The organism is Microbacterium paraoxydans, from assembly GCF_018224615.1.
Taxonomy (GTDB): Bacteria; Actinomycetota; Actinomycetes; order Actinomycetales; family Microbacteriaceae; genus Microbacterium; species Microbacterium paraoxydans_B.
This window is the reverse complement of sequence record NZ_JAGTUK010000004.1, coordinates 191,568-207,340: the sequence shown is the minus strand read 5'-3', so window position 1 is coordinate 207,340 and position 15,773 is coordinate 191,568. Positions and strand designations below refer to the sequence as shown.

Genomic DNA, 15,773 nt, shown 5'->3' with positions numbered 1-15,773 from the left:
GGAATGAAGACCGTGCCCTTCGGAACAGCTACCGCCCCCGCCATCGTCGCCGGGATGATGCGTATCGCCGACAAGGACGATGCCCACATCCGCGAGCTGTACGACACGGCCCGCGAGGTGGGCGTCGACTTCTTCGACCACGCCGACATCTACGGCGGCACGATGCATCGCTGCGAATCGCGTTTCGCGGAGGCGCTCTCCCTCAGCCCGGCCGAGCGTGACGAGATCGTCCTGCAGACCAAGTGCGGAATCGTGCCGGCGCAGGGGATGTTCGATTTCTCGTACGACCACATCGTCACGCAGGTCGAGGGGTCGCTCGCCGCCTTGCGCACCGACCGCATCGACGTGCTGCTGCTGCACCGACCCGATGCGCTGGTCGAGCCCGACGAGGTCGCGAGGGCGTTCGACCACCTCGAGTCCTCGGGCAAGGTCAGGGCGTTCGGCGTCTCCAACCACACGCCGTCGCAGATCGAGCTGCTGCGCACGGCTGTTCGCCAGCCTCTGGTCGCCAATCAGCTGCAGCTGTCGCTCACGCACGCGCCGATCATCGCCCAGCCGGTCGCCGCGAACATCGGCGGCCACGACCAGAGCATCGTGCGCGACGGTGGCGGCATCGTGGACTACTGCCGCATCAACGGCATCACCGTGCAGGCGTGGTCGCCGTTCCAGAGCGGCACGGACGCCGGTGTCTTCCTCGGCAGCGCTGCCTACCCCGAGCTGAACGCCGTGATCGACCGGCTCGCTGCCCATCACGGCGTCGAGCCCATCGCGATCGCGACCGCGTGGATCACCCGGCACCCCGCGGGGATGCAGGTCGTGCTCGGTACCACCACGCCCGAGCGCGTGCGCGACGCCGCGGCGGGCGCCGACGTGGTGCTCGCCCGGCCCGAGTGGTACGAGCTGTTCCGCGCCGCCGGGCACCTCCTGCCCTAGGGGCTCGCGCCGCCGCATGGCGCGTCGTCTACCCTGAACCTATGCCGTTCCTGTTCTCGCTGTTGATCATCGCGCTGATGATCGGTGCGCTGATCGACATCATCACGCGCGACGACGCGCAGGTGAAGCACCTGCCCAAGATGGTGTGGCTGATCATCGTGATCCTGCTGCCCCTGGTGGGAAGCCTGCTGTGGTTCGCGCTCGGGCGGGAGTACGGCGAGGGCGGCGTTCCGATCCCGCGCATGCGCCGGGTCGACCGCCCCGCGGCGCCGACCGTGGCGCCCTCGCCCGCTCGACCCGTCGACACCCGCACCACGGAGCAGCAGATCGCCGACCTCGACCGCGAGATCGAGGAGTGGCGGCTGCGGGAAGAACTCGAGAAGCGCCGGCGCGAGCAGGGTGACGCCCCGGGCGCCGGCGCCTGAGTCCACGGGAAGCGCGCACGGGGGCCGGGCTTGACCCTCACGCCGCGTCAGGCCCGATCGTGGAGTCATGACTGATCACTACAACGCTTTCGAGCTGAGCCCCGTGCCGACCCCCGGACCCGACGCGGTCGCTCCCGAGCTCTTCCGCGGCATCTACGGGATGCCCGCCTTCGTCACGATTCCCACGACCGACCTCGACGCCTCCGTCGAGTTCTGGGAGCGGGGCCTGGGGTTCTTCACCCTGTTCAGCGTGCCGGGGCAGATCGTGCACCTGCGGCGCTGGGCGTTCCAGGACGTGCTGCTCGTTCCCACGGACGTCGCTCCCGAGGCGGTGAGCGGCCTGCGCCTGAGCTTCGCGTGCGTGCTGAACCAGATCGAGCCCCTGGTCGCGGCCTGCCGCGCGCTGGCGCCGGAGGCCGTGAGCGAACCGATCGACACGCCGTGGAACACCCGGGACGTGGAGGTGGTGACCCCGGAGAACGTGCGGGTCGTGTTCACCGCGGCGAAGCCCTACGACCCGTCGAGCGTGGAAGCTGCGAACCTGGCCGAGATGGGGATTCGTGCACCCGAGGACGGCCCGGACGGCGGGAGCGCCGATGCCCGATGACTCCGGGGCCGCGGACCTGACCGTCGGTCGGGCCGCGGCCCTCGCGGGCGTGACCGTGCGCGCGCTGCACCACTGGGACGCCATCGGCCTGATCCGGCCGTCCGCCCGATCGGACTCGGGCTACCGGTTGTACACCGCGTCCGACCTCGAGCGCCTGCGACGCATCGTGGTGTATCGGGAGCTCGGCCTCGACCTTGACGCGATCGGCCGCCTCCTGGACGATCCGGACGTCGACATCGTCACCTCCCTGCGCGCCCAGCAGACGCAGCTCGCGGAACGGATCGCGCACCTGACCGCGCTTCAGGACGATCTGGAACGGATGGCCGCGGCGCACGAGCGCGGACTGCTCCTGAGCGAGACGGAGCAGCGTGCGGCGTTCGGGGCCGACTGGAACCCGGAGTGGACACGCGACGCGCGGCGGAAGTGGGGGGACACGGTGCAGTGGCAGCAGTACGCAGAACGCTCCGCCACGCGGACGCCGGAGGACTGGCAGGAGATCGCGGACACGATGCGGGCGTTCGAGGCGGAGCTCGGAGCCGCGATCGACCACGGCGTCGCCCCGGGACAACCGGAGGCCGATGCGCTCGTCGCCCGGCACCGCGCGGTGTTCTCGGCGTACTTCCCCCTGAGCCGGCAGATGCAGGTGGTTCTCGGGCGGCTGTTCACCACCGACCCCGGCTACACGGCGCACTACGACGGCATCCGTCCGGGGCTGGCGGCGTGGTTCCGTCGCAGCATCGAGGCGGAGGCGCGACGCCACGGCGTCGACCCCGAGTCCGCGACCTGGGGCTGACGCTCGGGGCCGGGTCAGGCGGCGGCGGCGTGGGCGCTGTCGTCCATCGCGGCGAAGGACGACTGCAGTGCCTCGTCGAGATCGGGGTGCTGGAACGTGAAGCCCGCAGCGAGGAGCTTCTCCGGCAGCACCCACCGGCTCTTCAGGACGAGCTCGGTCTCGGTGCGGATGCCGATCGCGCCCAGCTCCAGCATCCACCGCGGCGTCGGCGGGCCGAAGCGCACCCCCAGCGCCCGTCGGATCGCGGCCATGAAGGCGACGTTGTCGACGGGGTTCGGCGACGCGGCGTTGACCGGTCCCTCCAGCGCCGGCGTCTGCTCCAGGAACTCCACGATCCGCGCCACGTCGTCGAGGTGGATCCAGCTGAACCGCTGACGACCGCGGCGCGTGCCGAACGCATGCGCCGTGCCGGCCTCCCGACGGGCCCGGCTCACCGGCCAGCGCCCGTCGTACTGCGGACCACCCAGGCCCAGCCGCGCGAGGGTGCGTAGTGGCCCCAGCACTCCGCCGTCGCCCAGCACGATCGCGCTGCGCAGCGCCACGCGGCGCGTGCCGGGGAGCTCGCCCGCGAACAGCTCCCGCTCCCACGCCTTGGCGACCTCGACCGAGAACCCCCTGCCGAGCTCGCCCGAGGACTCCGTCATCGGCCGGTCGTCCGCGTGGCGGTAGATGGTGGCGGTGGACGAGTTGATCCAGAGCGCGGGCGGCGCGGATGCGCGGGCGATCGCGGTGCGCAGTGCGGCCGTGGTGTCGAGCCGGGAGCGGAAGATCTCGGCGCGGTTGCGCGGCGTGTAGCGGCAGTTCACGCTCTTGCCGGCGAGACCCAGCACGAGTGTGGAACCCTCCACCGCGGCATCGATTCCCGCCTGATCCGTCCAGTCGAGGTCGGCGCCCGACCGCGAGATCGTGACGACCTCGCGCCCCTGCGCACGCAGGCGTTCGGTGAGGTGCCGGCCCATGAATCCGGTGGACCCGCCCACCACGACTCGACCTGTGCTCATGCGGGGTTCTCCTCGGATCGTGGGGGCTGGGTGCCGGGCGCGGGCCGCAGCAGACGGTCGAGCAGGGTCAGGGCCTCGTGCTGCGGGGCGGAGGGGTCGAGCAGCCACTGGGTCTGCAGGCCGTCCGATGCGGCGATGACCAGCGCGGCGACCGCCTCGGGCTCCACGTCGTCGCGCATGCGTCCCTCGCCCTGTTGCTGCCGCACCGTGGCCGCGATGCTCGCCCGCAGTCGTGCGAACCGGTCGGTGGCGAACTCCCGGGCCGCGGGGTGGCCGTCCTCGAGCGCGGAGGCCACCAGGGTGGAGTACAGCTGCACGAGCCCCGGCACCTCGCGGTTGACCCTGGCCGACAGGATCATGCTCTCCACGGGCGTGGCGTCGTCGGGGGCCTCGGGGTGCCGGCCGGGGGCGTTGCTCTCACGGTAGACCGCGACCAGGAGCTCCTCCAGCGACCCGAAGTAGTGCGTCAGGGCGGCGTGGGTGACTCCCACCTCCCTGGCGATGGCGCGCAGGCTCGTGCGGTCGGCGCCGCGCGTCGCGAACACCTCGATCGCGCGATCCAGGATCTCCTGGCGGCGCGCGATGCCCTTGGCGTAGGCGCCGCGCGCGCGGGGGCGCTCCGGCTCGGCGGCGGCAGCGGGGGGCATGCGTCGAGTCTAGTGCGATAAAAACTTCCACGCGGAGGTATTCGGTGATAGCGTGCCAGCGCGGGATCACCCGCGAGTCACCGATGACCCGAGGAGCACGACCGATGACGATCCAGACGTCCCTGCAGCTGTTCACCATCCGCGAGCAGCTGGAGTCCGACCTCGACGGCACCCTCGCCGCCGTCGCCGCCCGGGGGTTCACGGCCGTCGAGCCGTACGACTTCGTGCGGCGCGCCGATGCGATGGCCGCCGCGCTCGCCGCCGCCGGGCTGTCCGCGCCCTCCGGCCACGCGTTCCTCGCCTCGGAGTCGTTCGTCAACCCCGACGGCAGCGGCACCACCCTGCCCGTGCCCGCACCTGCCGAGGTGTTCGCGGCCGCCACGACGCTCGGCATGCACACCGTGATCGACCCCTACACCGAGCCCTCGCGCTGGGAATCGGTGGAGCAGATCGCCGAGACCGCACGGTTGCTGAACGCCGCGGCAGAGGTTGGCGCCGCCCTGGGCGTGCGCGTCGGCTACCACAATCACGCGCACGAGCTCGAGGCCGAGTTCGACGGCGTGACCGGGCTGGAGGTGCTCGCGGGGCTGCTCGACGAGCGCGTGGTGCTGGAGGTGGACCTGTACTGGGTGGCACGCGGAGGCGTGGACCCGGTCGCCCTGCTGGAGCGCCTGGGCGACCGTGTGATCGCGGTGCACGCCAAGGACGGCACGCTCGACCCCGCGCTGCTCGACGCCTACCCGCCCGCCGACCAGGTGCCCGCGGGCGACGGCACGGTCCCGCTCGTGGCAGCCATCGAGGCGGCCCCCGCGCTCGAGCTCGCGATCGTGGAGTTCGACCACTACGACGGCGACCTGTTCGACGCGATCGAGCGCAGCCGCGAGTTCCTCGACGCGAAGGTCGCGGGCTGATGGCGCGCGGCGGCGGCCCGGTCGGCGTCGGCATCATCGGCGCGGGCAACATCAGCGACCAGTACCTGCAGAACCTCACGCGGTTCCCCGACGTGCGGGTGCTCGCGATCGGCGACCTCCTCCCGGATCGCGCCCGCGCCCAGGCCGAGGCCTACGGGGTCCCGCGGGCGGGCGGCGTGGACGTGGTGCTCGACGACCCCGACATCGCGGTGGTGGTCAACCTCACGATCCCGGCCGCGCACGTCGCGGTGTCCGAGGCGATCCTCGGCGCCGGCAAGCACGTGTGGACGGAGAAGCCCCTCGGCGTGAGCCGCGAGGAGGCGAGCAGGCTCCTGCGCACGGCCGAAGCCGCGGGGCTTCGCGTCGGCGCGGCACCCGACACCGTGCTCGGCCCCGGTGTGCAGACCGCGAAGCGCGCGATCGCCCGCGGAGACATCGGCCGGCCGCTCTTCGGGCAGACGACGTTCCAGTGGCAGGGGCCGGAGATCTTCCACCCCAACCCCGCGTTCCTCTACGCCAAGGGCGCGGGACCGCTGCTCGACATGGGCCCGTACTACGTCTCGACCCTCGTGCACGTGTTCGGCCCGGTGGCGGCCGTCGCGGCGCTCGGGCTGCAGGGCGCGCCGACGCGGAGGGTGCAGGTCGGCGAACTCGCCGGGCAGGAGTTCCCGGTCGAGATCCCGTCGACCGTGAGCGTGCTGCTCGACTTCGAGGGCGGGGGGCAGGCGCAGAGCCTCTACAGCACCGACTCGCCCCTGGTGCGGCAGGGGATCGTCGAGATCACCGGCACCGAGGGCACCATCACCATCCCCGACCCCAACACCTTCGGCGGACCGATCACGATCACCCGTCCGCTTGCGCGCCACTTCGTGCCGCCCGAGCCCGTCGAGCAGGAGATCGTGGACGTGGAGCAGGAGGGCGTGCTCGCCGGGCGCGGCATCGGGCTGCTCGACATGGTGCGCTCGATCGCCGACGACCGTCCGCACGTCGCGACGGGCGAGTTCGCCTACCACGTGCTCGACACGCTGCTGTCGATCGAGGAGGCCGCGGAACAGCGCCGCTTCGTCGAGGTCGAGAGCACGCTGGCTCAGGTCGGCGCGCTGTCGGCCGACTTCGATCCCTTCGCCGCGACGTAGCGGTCGACGCTCGCGGGGGAGAGCACCTCGCGGGCGACCATGATCGCCGCCCCCAGCACCGCGGCCCGGTCTCCGGCCTGCGACTGCACGATGGCCAGGTGCTGGGTGGCGAGCGGGATGGAGCGGCGGTAGACCACCTCGCGCACCCCGGCCAGCAGGTGCTCGCCGGCGCGGGCGATGCTGCCGCCCAGCACGATGATCGACGGGTTGAGGAGGTTCACGACCGTGGCCAGCACCTCGCCCACGTCCCGTCCGGCCTGACGCGTCGCCTCGATGGCCGCGGCGTTCCCCGCGCGCACCAGGTCGACCACGTCGGAGGCGCTGTGCACCTCGTGCCCCGCGGCGCGCAGCGCGATCGCCAGGGCGGAACCGCTGGCCAGTGCCTCCAGGTCGCGCTCATCGCCGGGCTCGCGCGCGGAGCCCGCCCCCACCGGCACCTGCACGTGCCCCATGTCGCCCGCGGAGCCCTGTGCCCCGCGCTGGAGCTGTCCGCCCGCGATGATGCCGGCGCCGATGCCGGTGGACACCTTGACGAAGATGAGGTCGTCCACGCGGGGCCAGCTGGTGGCCTGCTCGCCCAGCGCCAGGATGTTCACGTCGTTGTCGACCAGCACCGGCACGTCGAACGTGCGCTGCACGTAGCCGGGGACGTCGAAGCGGTCCCACCCCGGCATGATCGGGGGGTTGGTCGGGCGTCCGGTGGAGTGCTCGACCGGGCCGGGCACGCCGATGCCCACGCCGACGAGCGGCAGCCCGTCGGCGGTCGCGGCGAGCAGCGCGGCCCCGTCGGCGAGGATCGTGTCGAGCAGCTTCTCCGGACCGTCGCCGATGTCGATCGTGCGGGTGCGCGCGTCGAGGATCACGCCGGACAGATCGGCCACCGCGACCGTGGCGTGCGTGGCGCCGAGGTCGACCGCGAGCGCGAGTCCTGCGCGCGGGTTGAAGGCCACGCGGGCGGGCGGGCGTCCGCCGGTGGAGGCCGCTTCTCCCGCCGGTCGCAGGAGCCCGGCGGCGAGGAGCGCGTCGACCCGCAGGGCGACCGTGGAGCGGGCGAGCCCGGTGAGTGCCGCAAGCTCCGCCTTGGTGCGCGCCTGCCCGTCGCGGAGGATCTGGAAGATCTCGCCCGTCCCGGGGGAGGGCGCGGCGGCCGGTCTCAGCACGTCAACCATTCGGTCAGTAAACCACAGCACTTCGGCGGGAGGACGTGGAACTTCGAATTCGACACAAACAACTTTTGACGAAGGTCTAGCAAAAGTCGCGCGAGGTGTGTCAGACTCCCCGACATGACAACGGATGTCACAGACACCGGTCTCGGGACGATCCGAGCCGGCATCCTCGGCGGGGGATTCATGGCCCGCGTGCACCGCGCGGCCGCACGCGATGCGGGCGGAGAACTGCGAGCCGTCGCCACCCGATCGGCCGCGGGAGGACGCGATGCGGCGCAGGCGCTCGGCGCCGACCGTGCGGAGGCCGATGCCGACGCCCTCCTCGACGCCGCCGACATCGACGTGGTGCACATCTGCACCCCCAACGCCACGCACGCCGACCTCGCCCGCCGCGCACTGCGCGCCGGGAAGCACGTGATCTGCGAGAAGCCGCTCGCGACCACCGCCGCCGACGCCCGGGAGCTCGCGGACGCCGCAGCCGCCGCCGGCGTGATCGGAGCCGTCCCCTTCATCTACCGCTACCACCCGATGGTGCGCGAGGCCAGGGCCCGCATCGCCAGGGGAGAGGCGGGGGAGCTGCTCACGCTCGACTGCTCCTACCTGCAGGACTGGATGCTGCTGCCCGGCGACGACGACTGGCGCGTGCGCTCCGACGCGGGCGGCGCCTCCCGCGCGTTCGCCGACATCGGCTCGCACCTGTGCGACCTGATCGAGTTCGTCACGGGGGAGCGCATCCGCGCCCTGAGCGCCCGCACCCGCCGGGTGTTCGCCGAGCGCGGCGGACGGGCCGTGGACACCGAGGACATCGTCGCCGTGCTGATCGAGACCGCGGGGGGTGCGCTCGGCACGCTCCTGATCTCGCAGATGGCGCCCGGCCGCAAGAACGCGCTCACGCTCGAGCTGCACGGTTCGCGGCAGAGCCTGCGCTTCGAGCAGGAGCGACCGGAGGAGCTGTGGGTGGGGATGCGCGACGAGTCCCGCCTGCTGCTGCGCGACCCCGCCACCGCCGCCGCCGACGCCGCCCGGCTGCAGCGCGTGCCGGCCGGACACGCGATGGGCTACCAGGACGCGTTCAACGGCTTCGTCTCCGACGTGTACGCCGCGATCGGGGGCGCCAGGCCCGACGGACTGCCCACCTTCGCGGACGGCCACCGCTCGGCGGTGCTGACCGAGGCCGTGCTCGACTCCGCGGCGCACGACGGACGATGGGTGGAGGTGCCGGCATGACCGCGACCACGACGCAGCCCGTGCTCGCCGCGCGGGGCATCCGCAAGTCGTTCTTCGGCGTGGAGGTGCTGCACGGCGTCGACGTCGACGTGCGTCCCGGCGAGGTGCACGGCCTCGTCGGCGAGAACGGGGCGGGCAAGTCCACGCTCATGAAGATCATCGCCGGCGTGCAGCCCGCCGACGAGGGCACCCTGACCTACCTCGGTGAGGAGGTGCATCACGCGCACCCCCGCCAGGCCATGGACGCGGGCATCGTGACCGTGTTCCAGGAGTTCACGCTGCTTCCGGAGCGGACGGTCGCGCAGAACGTGTACCTCGGGCGCGAGCCGCGGCGAGCCGGGTTCGTGGACGTGCGGGGCATGAACGCCAAGACGGCCGAGCTGCTGAACGACCTGGGGGTGTCGTTCATCGACCCGCAGGCCCGCGTCGGCTCGCTCACCGTGGCCGAGCAGCAGATCGTCGAGATCGTCAAGGCGCTCTCGTTCGACGCCAGGGTGATCTCGATGGACGAGCCGACCGCCGCGCTCAGCGACCGCGAGGTGGAGCTGCTGTACGCCATCATCCGGAGGCTCACCTCGCGCGGCGTCGCCGTGCTCTACGTCTCGCACCGGCTGAAGGAGATCTTCGACCTGTGCGACCGCATCACGATCCTCAAGGACGGCGCCCTCGTGTCCACCGACGACACGTCCGCGCTCACGACCGACGAGCTCGTGCGGCGCATGGTGGGCCGCTCCATCCAGTCGTACTTCCCCGACCCGCTCGACGGCACGGCCGTGGGGGAGCCGCGACTCGAGCTCGACGGCTGCGGCAACGCGTACGTGGACGGGGTCTCGCTCACGTTGCGCGCGGGGGAGATCGTCGGGATCGCCGGGCTGCAGGGCTCCGGTCGCACCGAGCTCGTGGAGGGGGTGTTCGGCATCCAGGCGTTCACGCGCGGCACGATGCGCATCGATGGCGCGCCCGCCCGCATCACCGGTCCCCGGGCGGCGGTCCGTGCGGGGCTCGCGCTGGTCTCGGAGGACCGCAAGGCGCAGGGCCTCGCGCTCGGACAGTCGATCCTCGACAACGCGCTGCTGGTCGTGCGGAGCGTGTTCGCCGCACGCACCGCCGCCTCCCGCCGCGACGTGCCGGGGGTGCTCAGCGCGCTGGAGGTGTCGTCGCGCGGACTCGACCAGGAGGTGCGGTTCCTCTCCGGCGGCAACCAGCAGAAGGTCGTGCTGGCCAAGTGGCTGCTCACCGGTCCGCAGATCGTGCTGTTCGACGAGCCGACGCGCGGCATCGACGTGGGTGCGAAGTACGCCGTCTACGAGCTCATGCGCGAGCTGGCGGCGCAGGGCAAGGCCGTGCTGATGGTGTCGAGTGAGCTGCCGGAGGTGATCGGCATGAGCGACCGCATCCTGGTGATGCACGACGGCGAGCTGGTCGCCGAACTGCCGGCGGGCTCCGCGGAGCACGAGATCCTCGCGGCGGCGACCGGTGCGGATGCCCGCCCCCCGGTGGACGGAGGTGCGCCGTGACCTCCGCCACGCGCTCCCGGCTGCGCATCGACTCCACGGTGATCGTGCTCGGCATCCTGCTGCTGGCCCTCGTGGTCGGCGCGATCCTGGTCGCCACCGTCGGCCGCAACTTCCTCAGCCCGGGCAACATCCGCGACGTGCTGACGGGCATGAGCGTGCTCGGACTGGTCGCGATCGGGCAGACCCTCGTGGTGCTCGGCGCCTCGCTCGACCTCTCGGTGACCTACGTCATCAGTCTGTCGAGCCTGCTCGCGGCCACCCTCATGAACGGCAACCCCGGCAACATCCCGGTCGCGGTGGCGGTGACACTGCTGGTGTGCGCGGGTATCGGGCTGCTCAACGGCCTGATCGTGACCGTGCTCAAGGTGAACGGCTTCATCGCCACGCTCGGCGTCGGGCTGATCCTCCAGGGCATCCTCAACACGAACTTCGAGGGCTCGGCGGGCAACGTGCCGTGGGCCTTCCAGCTGATCGGCGCGACCGGCGTCGGACCCGTCCCGGTGTCGACGCTCATCATGATCGCGCTCGCCGTGATCGTGTGGGTGCTGCTGAACCGCACCCGCACGGGCGCGCACCTGTACGCGGTGGGCGGCGACCCGGAGATCGCGCGGCTGTCGGGTGTGCGCACGCGGATGCCGCTGATCTGGGCGCACGTGCTGTGCTCGGTGTTCGCGGGACTCGCCGGGCTCCTGCTCGCCAGTCGCCTGGGCGTCGGCAGCCCCACCGTGGGACAGCAGGGCGGCTACGCGCTGCTGTCGATCGCGGCGGTGGTGCTGGGCGGCACGCTGCTGCTCGGCGGCCGCGGCTCGATCTGGGGCACGATCGGCGGCGTCGCGATCCTGGCGGTGGTCGACAACGTCATGAGCGTGCTGCAGGTGAACCCGTTCCTGAAGGACGTGGTGCGCGGCGTGGTCATCGTCGCAGCGGTCGCGGTGTACAGCCGCCGCGCGATCGTGCGCCGCCGCCCACGCTTCGGCGCGGGGGGCACCCGCACCGGGGGCGATGCCGCAGCCAGGGCCGCGGAGGGCGAGATGGCGGCAGCGGCCACGCAGCTGGCCGACCCCGCCGCCGAGGCCGCCGCGGTGGACAGCGCGGCCCCCGACACCCGCCCCGCCGCCGATACGCCCGCCCCGACGGAAGGAACGCGCTCATGAAGGCGCTGCGCACGCTCGTCAGCCCGCGCGGGGCCGTGTTCCTGCTGCTGGTGGTGCTGCTCATCGCGGTCACGATCCTCAACCCGAGCTTCGCGGAACCGGGACAGTTCATGCGGTTCCTGCAGCGGGTCGCCCCCATCGCGATCGTCGCGATCGGCCAGTACTTCGTGATCATCGCGGGAGAGTTCGACCTGTCGCAGGGCTCGCTCATCACCGCGCAGGTCATCATCGCGGGCAACCTCGTCGGACAGGACGACGCCCGCACGATCCCGGTGCTGCTGCTCATGGTGGTGGTCGCCGTGGTGGTCGGGCTCACGAACGGGCTCCTGACCACGCTGCTGAAGGTGCCGTCGTTCATCGTGACGCTCGGCATGATGCTCGCGCTGCTCGGCGGGGTGATGTGGTGGACAGGCGGAGCGGCCACCGGCAACCCCGCCGACAGCTTCCGCGAGATCGGGCGCGGCGGCGTGCGCGACGTGCCGCTGCTGGAGTTCATCCCCTGGGCCGTGCTGCTGCTGATCGCGTGGCTCGCGCTCGGGATCGTCCTCACCAGGCGCCCGCTCGGCAAGACCCTGATCGCGATCGGCGACAACGCCAGGGCCGTGGACTACGCCGGCGCCCGCCGCGCCTGGGTCACCACGCAGGCGTTCGTGATCTCGTCGCTCTCGGCCACGCTGTCGGCCGTGCTGCTCGTAGGCTACGCGGGCGTGCACCCCTCGGTCGGCCGCGGCTACGAGTTCACCGCGATCACCGCGGTCGTGCTCGGCGGGGTGGTGCTCGGCGGCGGACGCGGCTGGATCGTCGGCGCGGTCGCCGGGGCGTTCACGCTCGAGGCGCTGTTCATGCTGCTCAACATCGCGGGCGTCCCCTCGACGCTGCGCGACGCGGTGCAGGGCGTCATCATCATCGCCGCCGTGGCCTACTCCGCCGTCGCGTTCCGCGCTCGCCGCGCGCGCGGCCCACAGCCGGCGGGACCCGAGCCCGCGGCGCCCGAACCCGTCAGCACCACCAGTGCTTCCCGCACCATCCACACAGAAACCAGAGGAGATTAGCAATGCGACGATCGATGAAGATCGCCACCGCAGGGGTGGCCCTCTTCGGCCTCATCGCGCTCGCCGGGTGCACGACCGACCCGTCCGTGGCGCCGGCGGAGTCGGAGAACCCCGAGCAGGCGGCCGAGACGACCGAGTGGTTCGACCAGGAGCTCTTCGACAAGCAGGACGCGGAGCGCGGCGTCGAACCCCAGGGACCGGCGGACGAGCCGTACCTGCAGCACATCAACGCCGAGATGGTGGACACGTCGGAGTACGCCAGCAGCGGTGCCAAGAAGGCCTGCTTCGCGAACGCCTCGATCTCCAACCCGTGGCGGCAGACGGGCTGGATCACGATGAACGAGCAGCTCAAGGTGCTGCAGGAGGCCGGGGCGATCAGCGAGATGGAGACCCGCGACGCGCAGGACTCCGACGACACCCAGATCGCCGACATCGACTACTTCATCTCGGAGGGGAACTGCGACGTGTTCCTCATCTCGCCCAACAGCACCGCGGCCATGACCCCGGCCGTCGAGCGCGCGTGCGAGACCGGGAAGCCCGTCGTGGTGTTCGACCGCGGCGTGAACACCGACTGCCCCGTCACGTTCATCCACCCGATCGGCGGATTCGCGTGGGGCATCGACACCGCCGAGTTCCTGATCGACAACCTGGAGGAGGGCGACAAGGTCGTGGCCCTGCGCATCCTCCCCGGCGTCGACGTGCTGGAGCACCGCTGGGCCGGTGCCGAGAAGCTGTTCGACGAGGCGGGCATCGAGGCGGTGGACTACTTCACCGGCGCCGACCCGGCCGAGATCAAGAGCATCATCAGCGACGAGCTCGCCAAGGGCGACGTGCACGGCGTCTGGATGGACGCCGGTGACGGAGCCGTCGCGGCGATCGAGGCGTTCGAGGACGCGGGCGCGGACTACCCGGTGATGACCGGCGAGGACGAGATGAGCTTCCTGCGCAAGTGGAAGGACACCGGGCTGACGGGGCTGGCGCCCGTGTACTCGAACTTCCAGTGGCGCACCCCGCTGCTGGCGGCGCAGATGATCTTCGCCGGCCAGGAGGTGCCGAAGGAGTGGGTGCTCCCGCAGAAGCCCATCACGGAGGCGGAGCTCGACGACTACCTCGCCGCGAACGAGGGCATGCCCGACGGCCACTACGCCAAGTTCGGCGGGGAGAACCTCCCCGGCTACCCGACGGTGTGGCAGGAGCGGCAGATCCCCTGAGCGCACGCGCTCCCGCCCTTCCGCTCCGCACCCGCGGGGTGGGAGGGTGGGAGCGACTCCCTGATCGAAGGACAACGATGCCCCGCACGATCGCCGTCAACACGTGGGTGTGGACGTCTCCGCTCACCGACGAGACGCTCGAGCCCCTCGCGCGCACGGCCGCGCGCATGGGCTACGACGCGCTGGAGCTGCCGCTGGAGAACCCCGGCGACTGGGACCCGGTCCGAGCCAGGGCCGTGCTGGACGGGCTCGGCATGGGCGCGGTCGTGGTGGGGGCCATGGGGCCGGGGAGGTCGCTGATCGGCCGCGCGGGCGACGTGCCGGCCACGCAGGAGTACCTGCGCGCCTGCCTCGACGCGGCCGTGATCCTCCGCTCGCCGGTGGTGGCCGGCCCGTTCTACGCCCCGACCGGCGTGACCTGGCGCATGGACGAGGCCGAGCGCACCGCGGTCGTGGCGGAGCTGCGGCAGAACCTCGCCCCCCTGGCCGACGAGGCCGCGGCGGCCGGGCTGATCCTGGCCGTGGAGCCGCTCAACCGCTACGAGACGAGCGTGCTCAACACGGTCGCGCAGGGCCTCGACGCACTGGAGCCGCTGCTGGGCGGAGGCGTGGGACTCGCTCTCGACACGTACCACCTCAACATCGAGGAGAAGCGCCCGGCCGACGCCATCCGCACCGCGGGCTCCGCGATCGCGCACGTGCAGGTGTGCGGCAGCGACCGCGGCGCCGTCGGCGACGATCACACCGACTGGCCCGGCGTGCTCGCGGCGCTCGACGACGCCGGCTACCGCGGGATGCTCGGCCTGGAGAGCTTCACGGGCGAGAACGCCACGATCGCGGTCGCCGCGTCGGTGTGGCGCCCGCTCGCCGCGAGCCAGGACGACCTCGCCGCGCGCAGCATCGCCCACCTCCGCGCCCTCGGCGCCTGACCCCCGACCCCGCACCCGACACCCGCACGTGAGACGAAGGAGTACCCATGAGCACCCGTCCGGTCACGCTGTTCACCGGCCAGTGGGCCGACCTGCCGTTCGAGGAGGTCGCCCGGCTCGCCGCCGAGTGGGGCTACGACGGGCTCGAGGTCGCGGCCTCCGGCGATCACCTCGATCTGCGGCGCGCCGACGAGGACGACGCCTACGTCGCGTCGCGCCGCGAGATCCTCGACCGGCACGGCCTGCGCCTGTTCGCGATCTCGAACCACCTGGCGGGGCAGGCCGTGTGCGACGCCCCGATCGACTTCCGCCACCAGGCCATCCTGCGCGACTACGTGTGGGGCGACGGTGAGGCCGAGGGGGTGCGCCGGCGCGCGGCCGAGGACATGACGCGTGCGGCCCGGGTGGCCCGCAAGCTCGGGGTCGACACGGTCGTGGGCTTCACCGGCTCCTCGATCTGGCCCTACGTGGCGATGTTCCCGCCCGTGCCCGCCGCCGTGATCGAGCAGGGGTTCCAGGACTTCGCCGACCGCTGGAACCCGATCCTCGACGTGTTCGACGCCGAGGGGGTGCGGTTCGCGCACGAGGTGCACCCCGGCGAGATCGCCTACGACTACTGGTCGAGCGTGCGGGCCCTCGATGCGATCGACCACCGCGACGCGTTCGGGTTCAACTGGGACCCCTCGCACATGATGTGGCAGAACATCGACCCGGTGGGCTTCATCGTCGACTTCGCCGACCGCATCTACCACGTCGACTGCAAGGACACCCGGATGCGACCGCACAACGGCCGGGCGGGCGTGCTCGGCTCGCACCTGCCGTGGGGCGACCCGCGCCGCGGCTGGGACTTCGTCTCGACCGGCCACGGCGACGTGCCCTGGGAGGACGCCTTCCGGGCGCTCGACGCGATCGGCTACGACGGCCCCATCTCGATCGAGTGGGAGGACGCCGGGATGGACCGGCTGCACGGCGCCCCCGAGGCCCTCGGGTTCGTGCGCTCGCTGCTGTGGCCGCCGCCCGAGGCCGCGTTCGACGCCGCGTTCCGCAACCAGTGAGCAGCCGGG

Annotated in this window: 16 protein-coding genes; 13 read left to right on the top strand and 3 right to left on the bottom strand. The window is 72.1% G+C overall.

The window, feature by feature from the left end; genetic code table 11:
- The first annotated feature begins 3 nt into the window (after nucleotides 1-3).
- The 4 genes from KE274_RS15430 (at nucleotide 4) to KE274_RS15415 (ending at nucleotide 2,758) form a co-directional block, all read left to right on the top strand.
- A complete protein-coding gene (locus KE274_RS15430; RefSeq protein WP_211545319.1) occupies nucleotides 4-933 on the top strand; it encodes an aldo/keto reductase in 930 nt (309 codons plus the stop codon).
- A 41-nt stretch (nucleotides 934-974) separates the two neighbouring features.
- Complete coding sequence (locus KE274_RS15425) at nucleotides 975-1,358, top strand: PLD nuclease N-terminal domain-containing protein (protein WP_211545317.1); 384 nt, start codon at nucleotides 975-977, stop codon at nucleotides 1,356-1,358.
- 67 nt (nucleotides 1,359-1,425) lie between these two features.
- Nucleotides 1,426-1,965, top strand: coding sequence for a VOC family protein (locus KE274_RS15420; protein WP_211545315.1), 540 nt, complete (start codon nucleotides 1,426-1,428; stop codon nucleotides 1,963-1,965).
- Nucleotides 1,955-2,758 carry a MerR family transcriptional regulator gene (locus KE274_RS15415; RefSeq protein WP_211545313.1) on the top strand — a complete coding sequence of 268 codons (804 nt, stop codon included), beginning with the start codon at nucleotides 1,955-1,957 and terminating at the stop codon, nucleotides 2,756-2,758. The genes KE274_RS15420 and KE274_RS15415 overlap by 11 nt, the downstream gene beginning before the upstream one ends.
- A 14-nt stretch (nucleotides 2,759-2,772) precedes the next feature.
- On the opposite strand, the gene KE274_RS15410 is transcribed toward KE274_RS15415, so the two are convergent.
- Together KE274_RS15410 and KE274_RS15405 are read right to left on the bottom strand one after the other, a co-directional pair.
- Nucleotides 2,773-3,759, bottom strand: coding sequence for an epimerase (locus tag KE274_RS15410; RefSeq protein WP_211545311.1), 987 nt, complete (start codon nucleotides 3,757-3,759; stop codon nucleotides 2,773-2,775).
- Entirely contained in the window at nucleotides 3,756-4,406 is a 651-nt protein-coding gene (locus KE274_RS15405) for a TetR/AcrR family transcriptional regulator (RefSeq protein WP_211545309.1), read from the bottom strand. The genes KE274_RS15410 and KE274_RS15405 overlap by 4 nt, the downstream gene beginning before the upstream one ends.
- A gap of 104 nt (nucleotides 4,407-4,510) precedes the next feature.
- Here KE274_RS15405 and KE274_RS15400 point away from each other — a divergent pair, with 104 nt between their 5' ends.
- Together KE274_RS15400 and KE274_RS15395 are read left to right on the top strand one after the other, a co-directional pair.
- Nucleotides 4,511-5,317 carry a sugar phosphate isomerase/epimerase family protein gene (locus tag KE274_RS15400; protein WP_211545307.1) on the top strand — a complete coding sequence of 269 codons (807 nt, stop codon included), beginning with the start codon at nucleotides 4,511-4,513 and terminating at the stop codon, nucleotides 5,315-5,317.
- Nucleotides 5,317-6,453 (top strand): Gfo/Idh/MocA family protein, encoded by a 1,137-nt coding sequence (locus tag KE274_RS15395; protein WP_211545305.1) that lies wholly within the window; start codon nucleotides 5,317-5,319, stop codon nucleotides 6,451-6,453. Before KE274_RS15400 ends, KE274_RS15395 begins: the two co-directional genes overlap by 1 nt.
- On the opposite strand, the gene KE274_RS15390 is transcribed toward KE274_RS15395, so the two are convergent.
- Entirely contained in the window at nucleotides 6,405-7,622 is a 1,218-nt protein-coding gene (locus KE274_RS15390; RefSeq protein ID WP_211545303.1) for an ROK family transcriptional regulator, read from the bottom strand. The two genes, KE274_RS15395 and KE274_RS15390, sit on opposite strands and share 49 nt — an antisense overlap.
- Nucleotides 7,623-7,736: 114 nt before the next feature.
- On the opposite strand from KE274_RS15390, the gene KE274_RS15385 reads away from it, so the two are divergent.
- From KE274_RS15385 to KE274_RS15355, 7 genes are all read left to right on the top strand, one after another.
- The gene (locus tag KE274_RS15385) at nucleotides 7,737-8,846 is read left to right on the top strand and encodes a Gfo/Idh/MocA family protein (RefSeq protein ID WP_211545301.1); all 1,110 of its coding nucleotides are present in this window, start codon (nucleotides 7,737-7,739) and stop codon (nucleotides 8,844-8,846) included.
- Nucleotides 8,843-10,363, top strand: coding sequence for a sugar ABC transporter ATP-binding protein (locus KE274_RS15380; RefSeq protein WP_211545299.1), 1,521 nt, complete (start codon nucleotides 8,843-8,845; stop codon nucleotides 10,361-10,363). Before KE274_RS15385 ends, KE274_RS15380 begins: the two co-directional genes overlap by 4 nt.
- Entirely contained in the window at nucleotides 10,360-11,517 is a 1,158-nt protein-coding gene (locus tag KE274_RS15375; protein ID WP_211545297.1) for an ABC transporter permease, read from the top strand. Before KE274_RS15380 ends, KE274_RS15375 begins: the two co-directional genes overlap by 4 nt.
- Nucleotides 11,514-12,569: an ABC transporter permease gene (locus KE274_RS15370; protein WP_211545295.1), complete on the top strand. Its 1,056-nt coding sequence runs from the start codon at nucleotides 11,514-11,516 to the stop codon at nucleotides 12,567-12,569. Before KE274_RS15375 ends, KE274_RS15370 begins: the two co-directional genes overlap by 4 nt.
- Nucleotides 12,570-12,583: 14 nt before the next feature.
- Nucleotides 12,584-13,780, top strand: a complete 1,197-nt coding sequence (locus tag KE274_RS15365; protein WP_431807417.1) for a substrate-binding domain-containing protein — start codon at nucleotides 12,584-12,586, stop codon at nucleotides 13,778-13,780.
- A 77-nt stretch (nucleotides 13,781-13,857) separates the two neighbouring features.
- Nucleotides 13,858-14,709, top strand: coding sequence for a sugar phosphate isomerase/epimerase family protein (locus KE274_RS15360; RefSeq protein ID WP_211545290.1), 852 nt, complete (start codon nucleotides 13,858-13,860; stop codon nucleotides 14,707-14,709).
- A 47-nt stretch (nucleotides 14,710-14,756) separates the two neighbouring features.
- Nucleotides 14,757-15,764: a sugar phosphate isomerase/epimerase family protein gene (locus tag KE274_RS15355; protein ID WP_211545288.1), complete on the top strand. Its 1,008-nt coding sequence runs from the start codon at nucleotides 14,757-14,759 to the stop codon at nucleotides 15,762-15,764.
- Nucleotides 15,765-15,773: the final 9 nt, after the last annotated feature.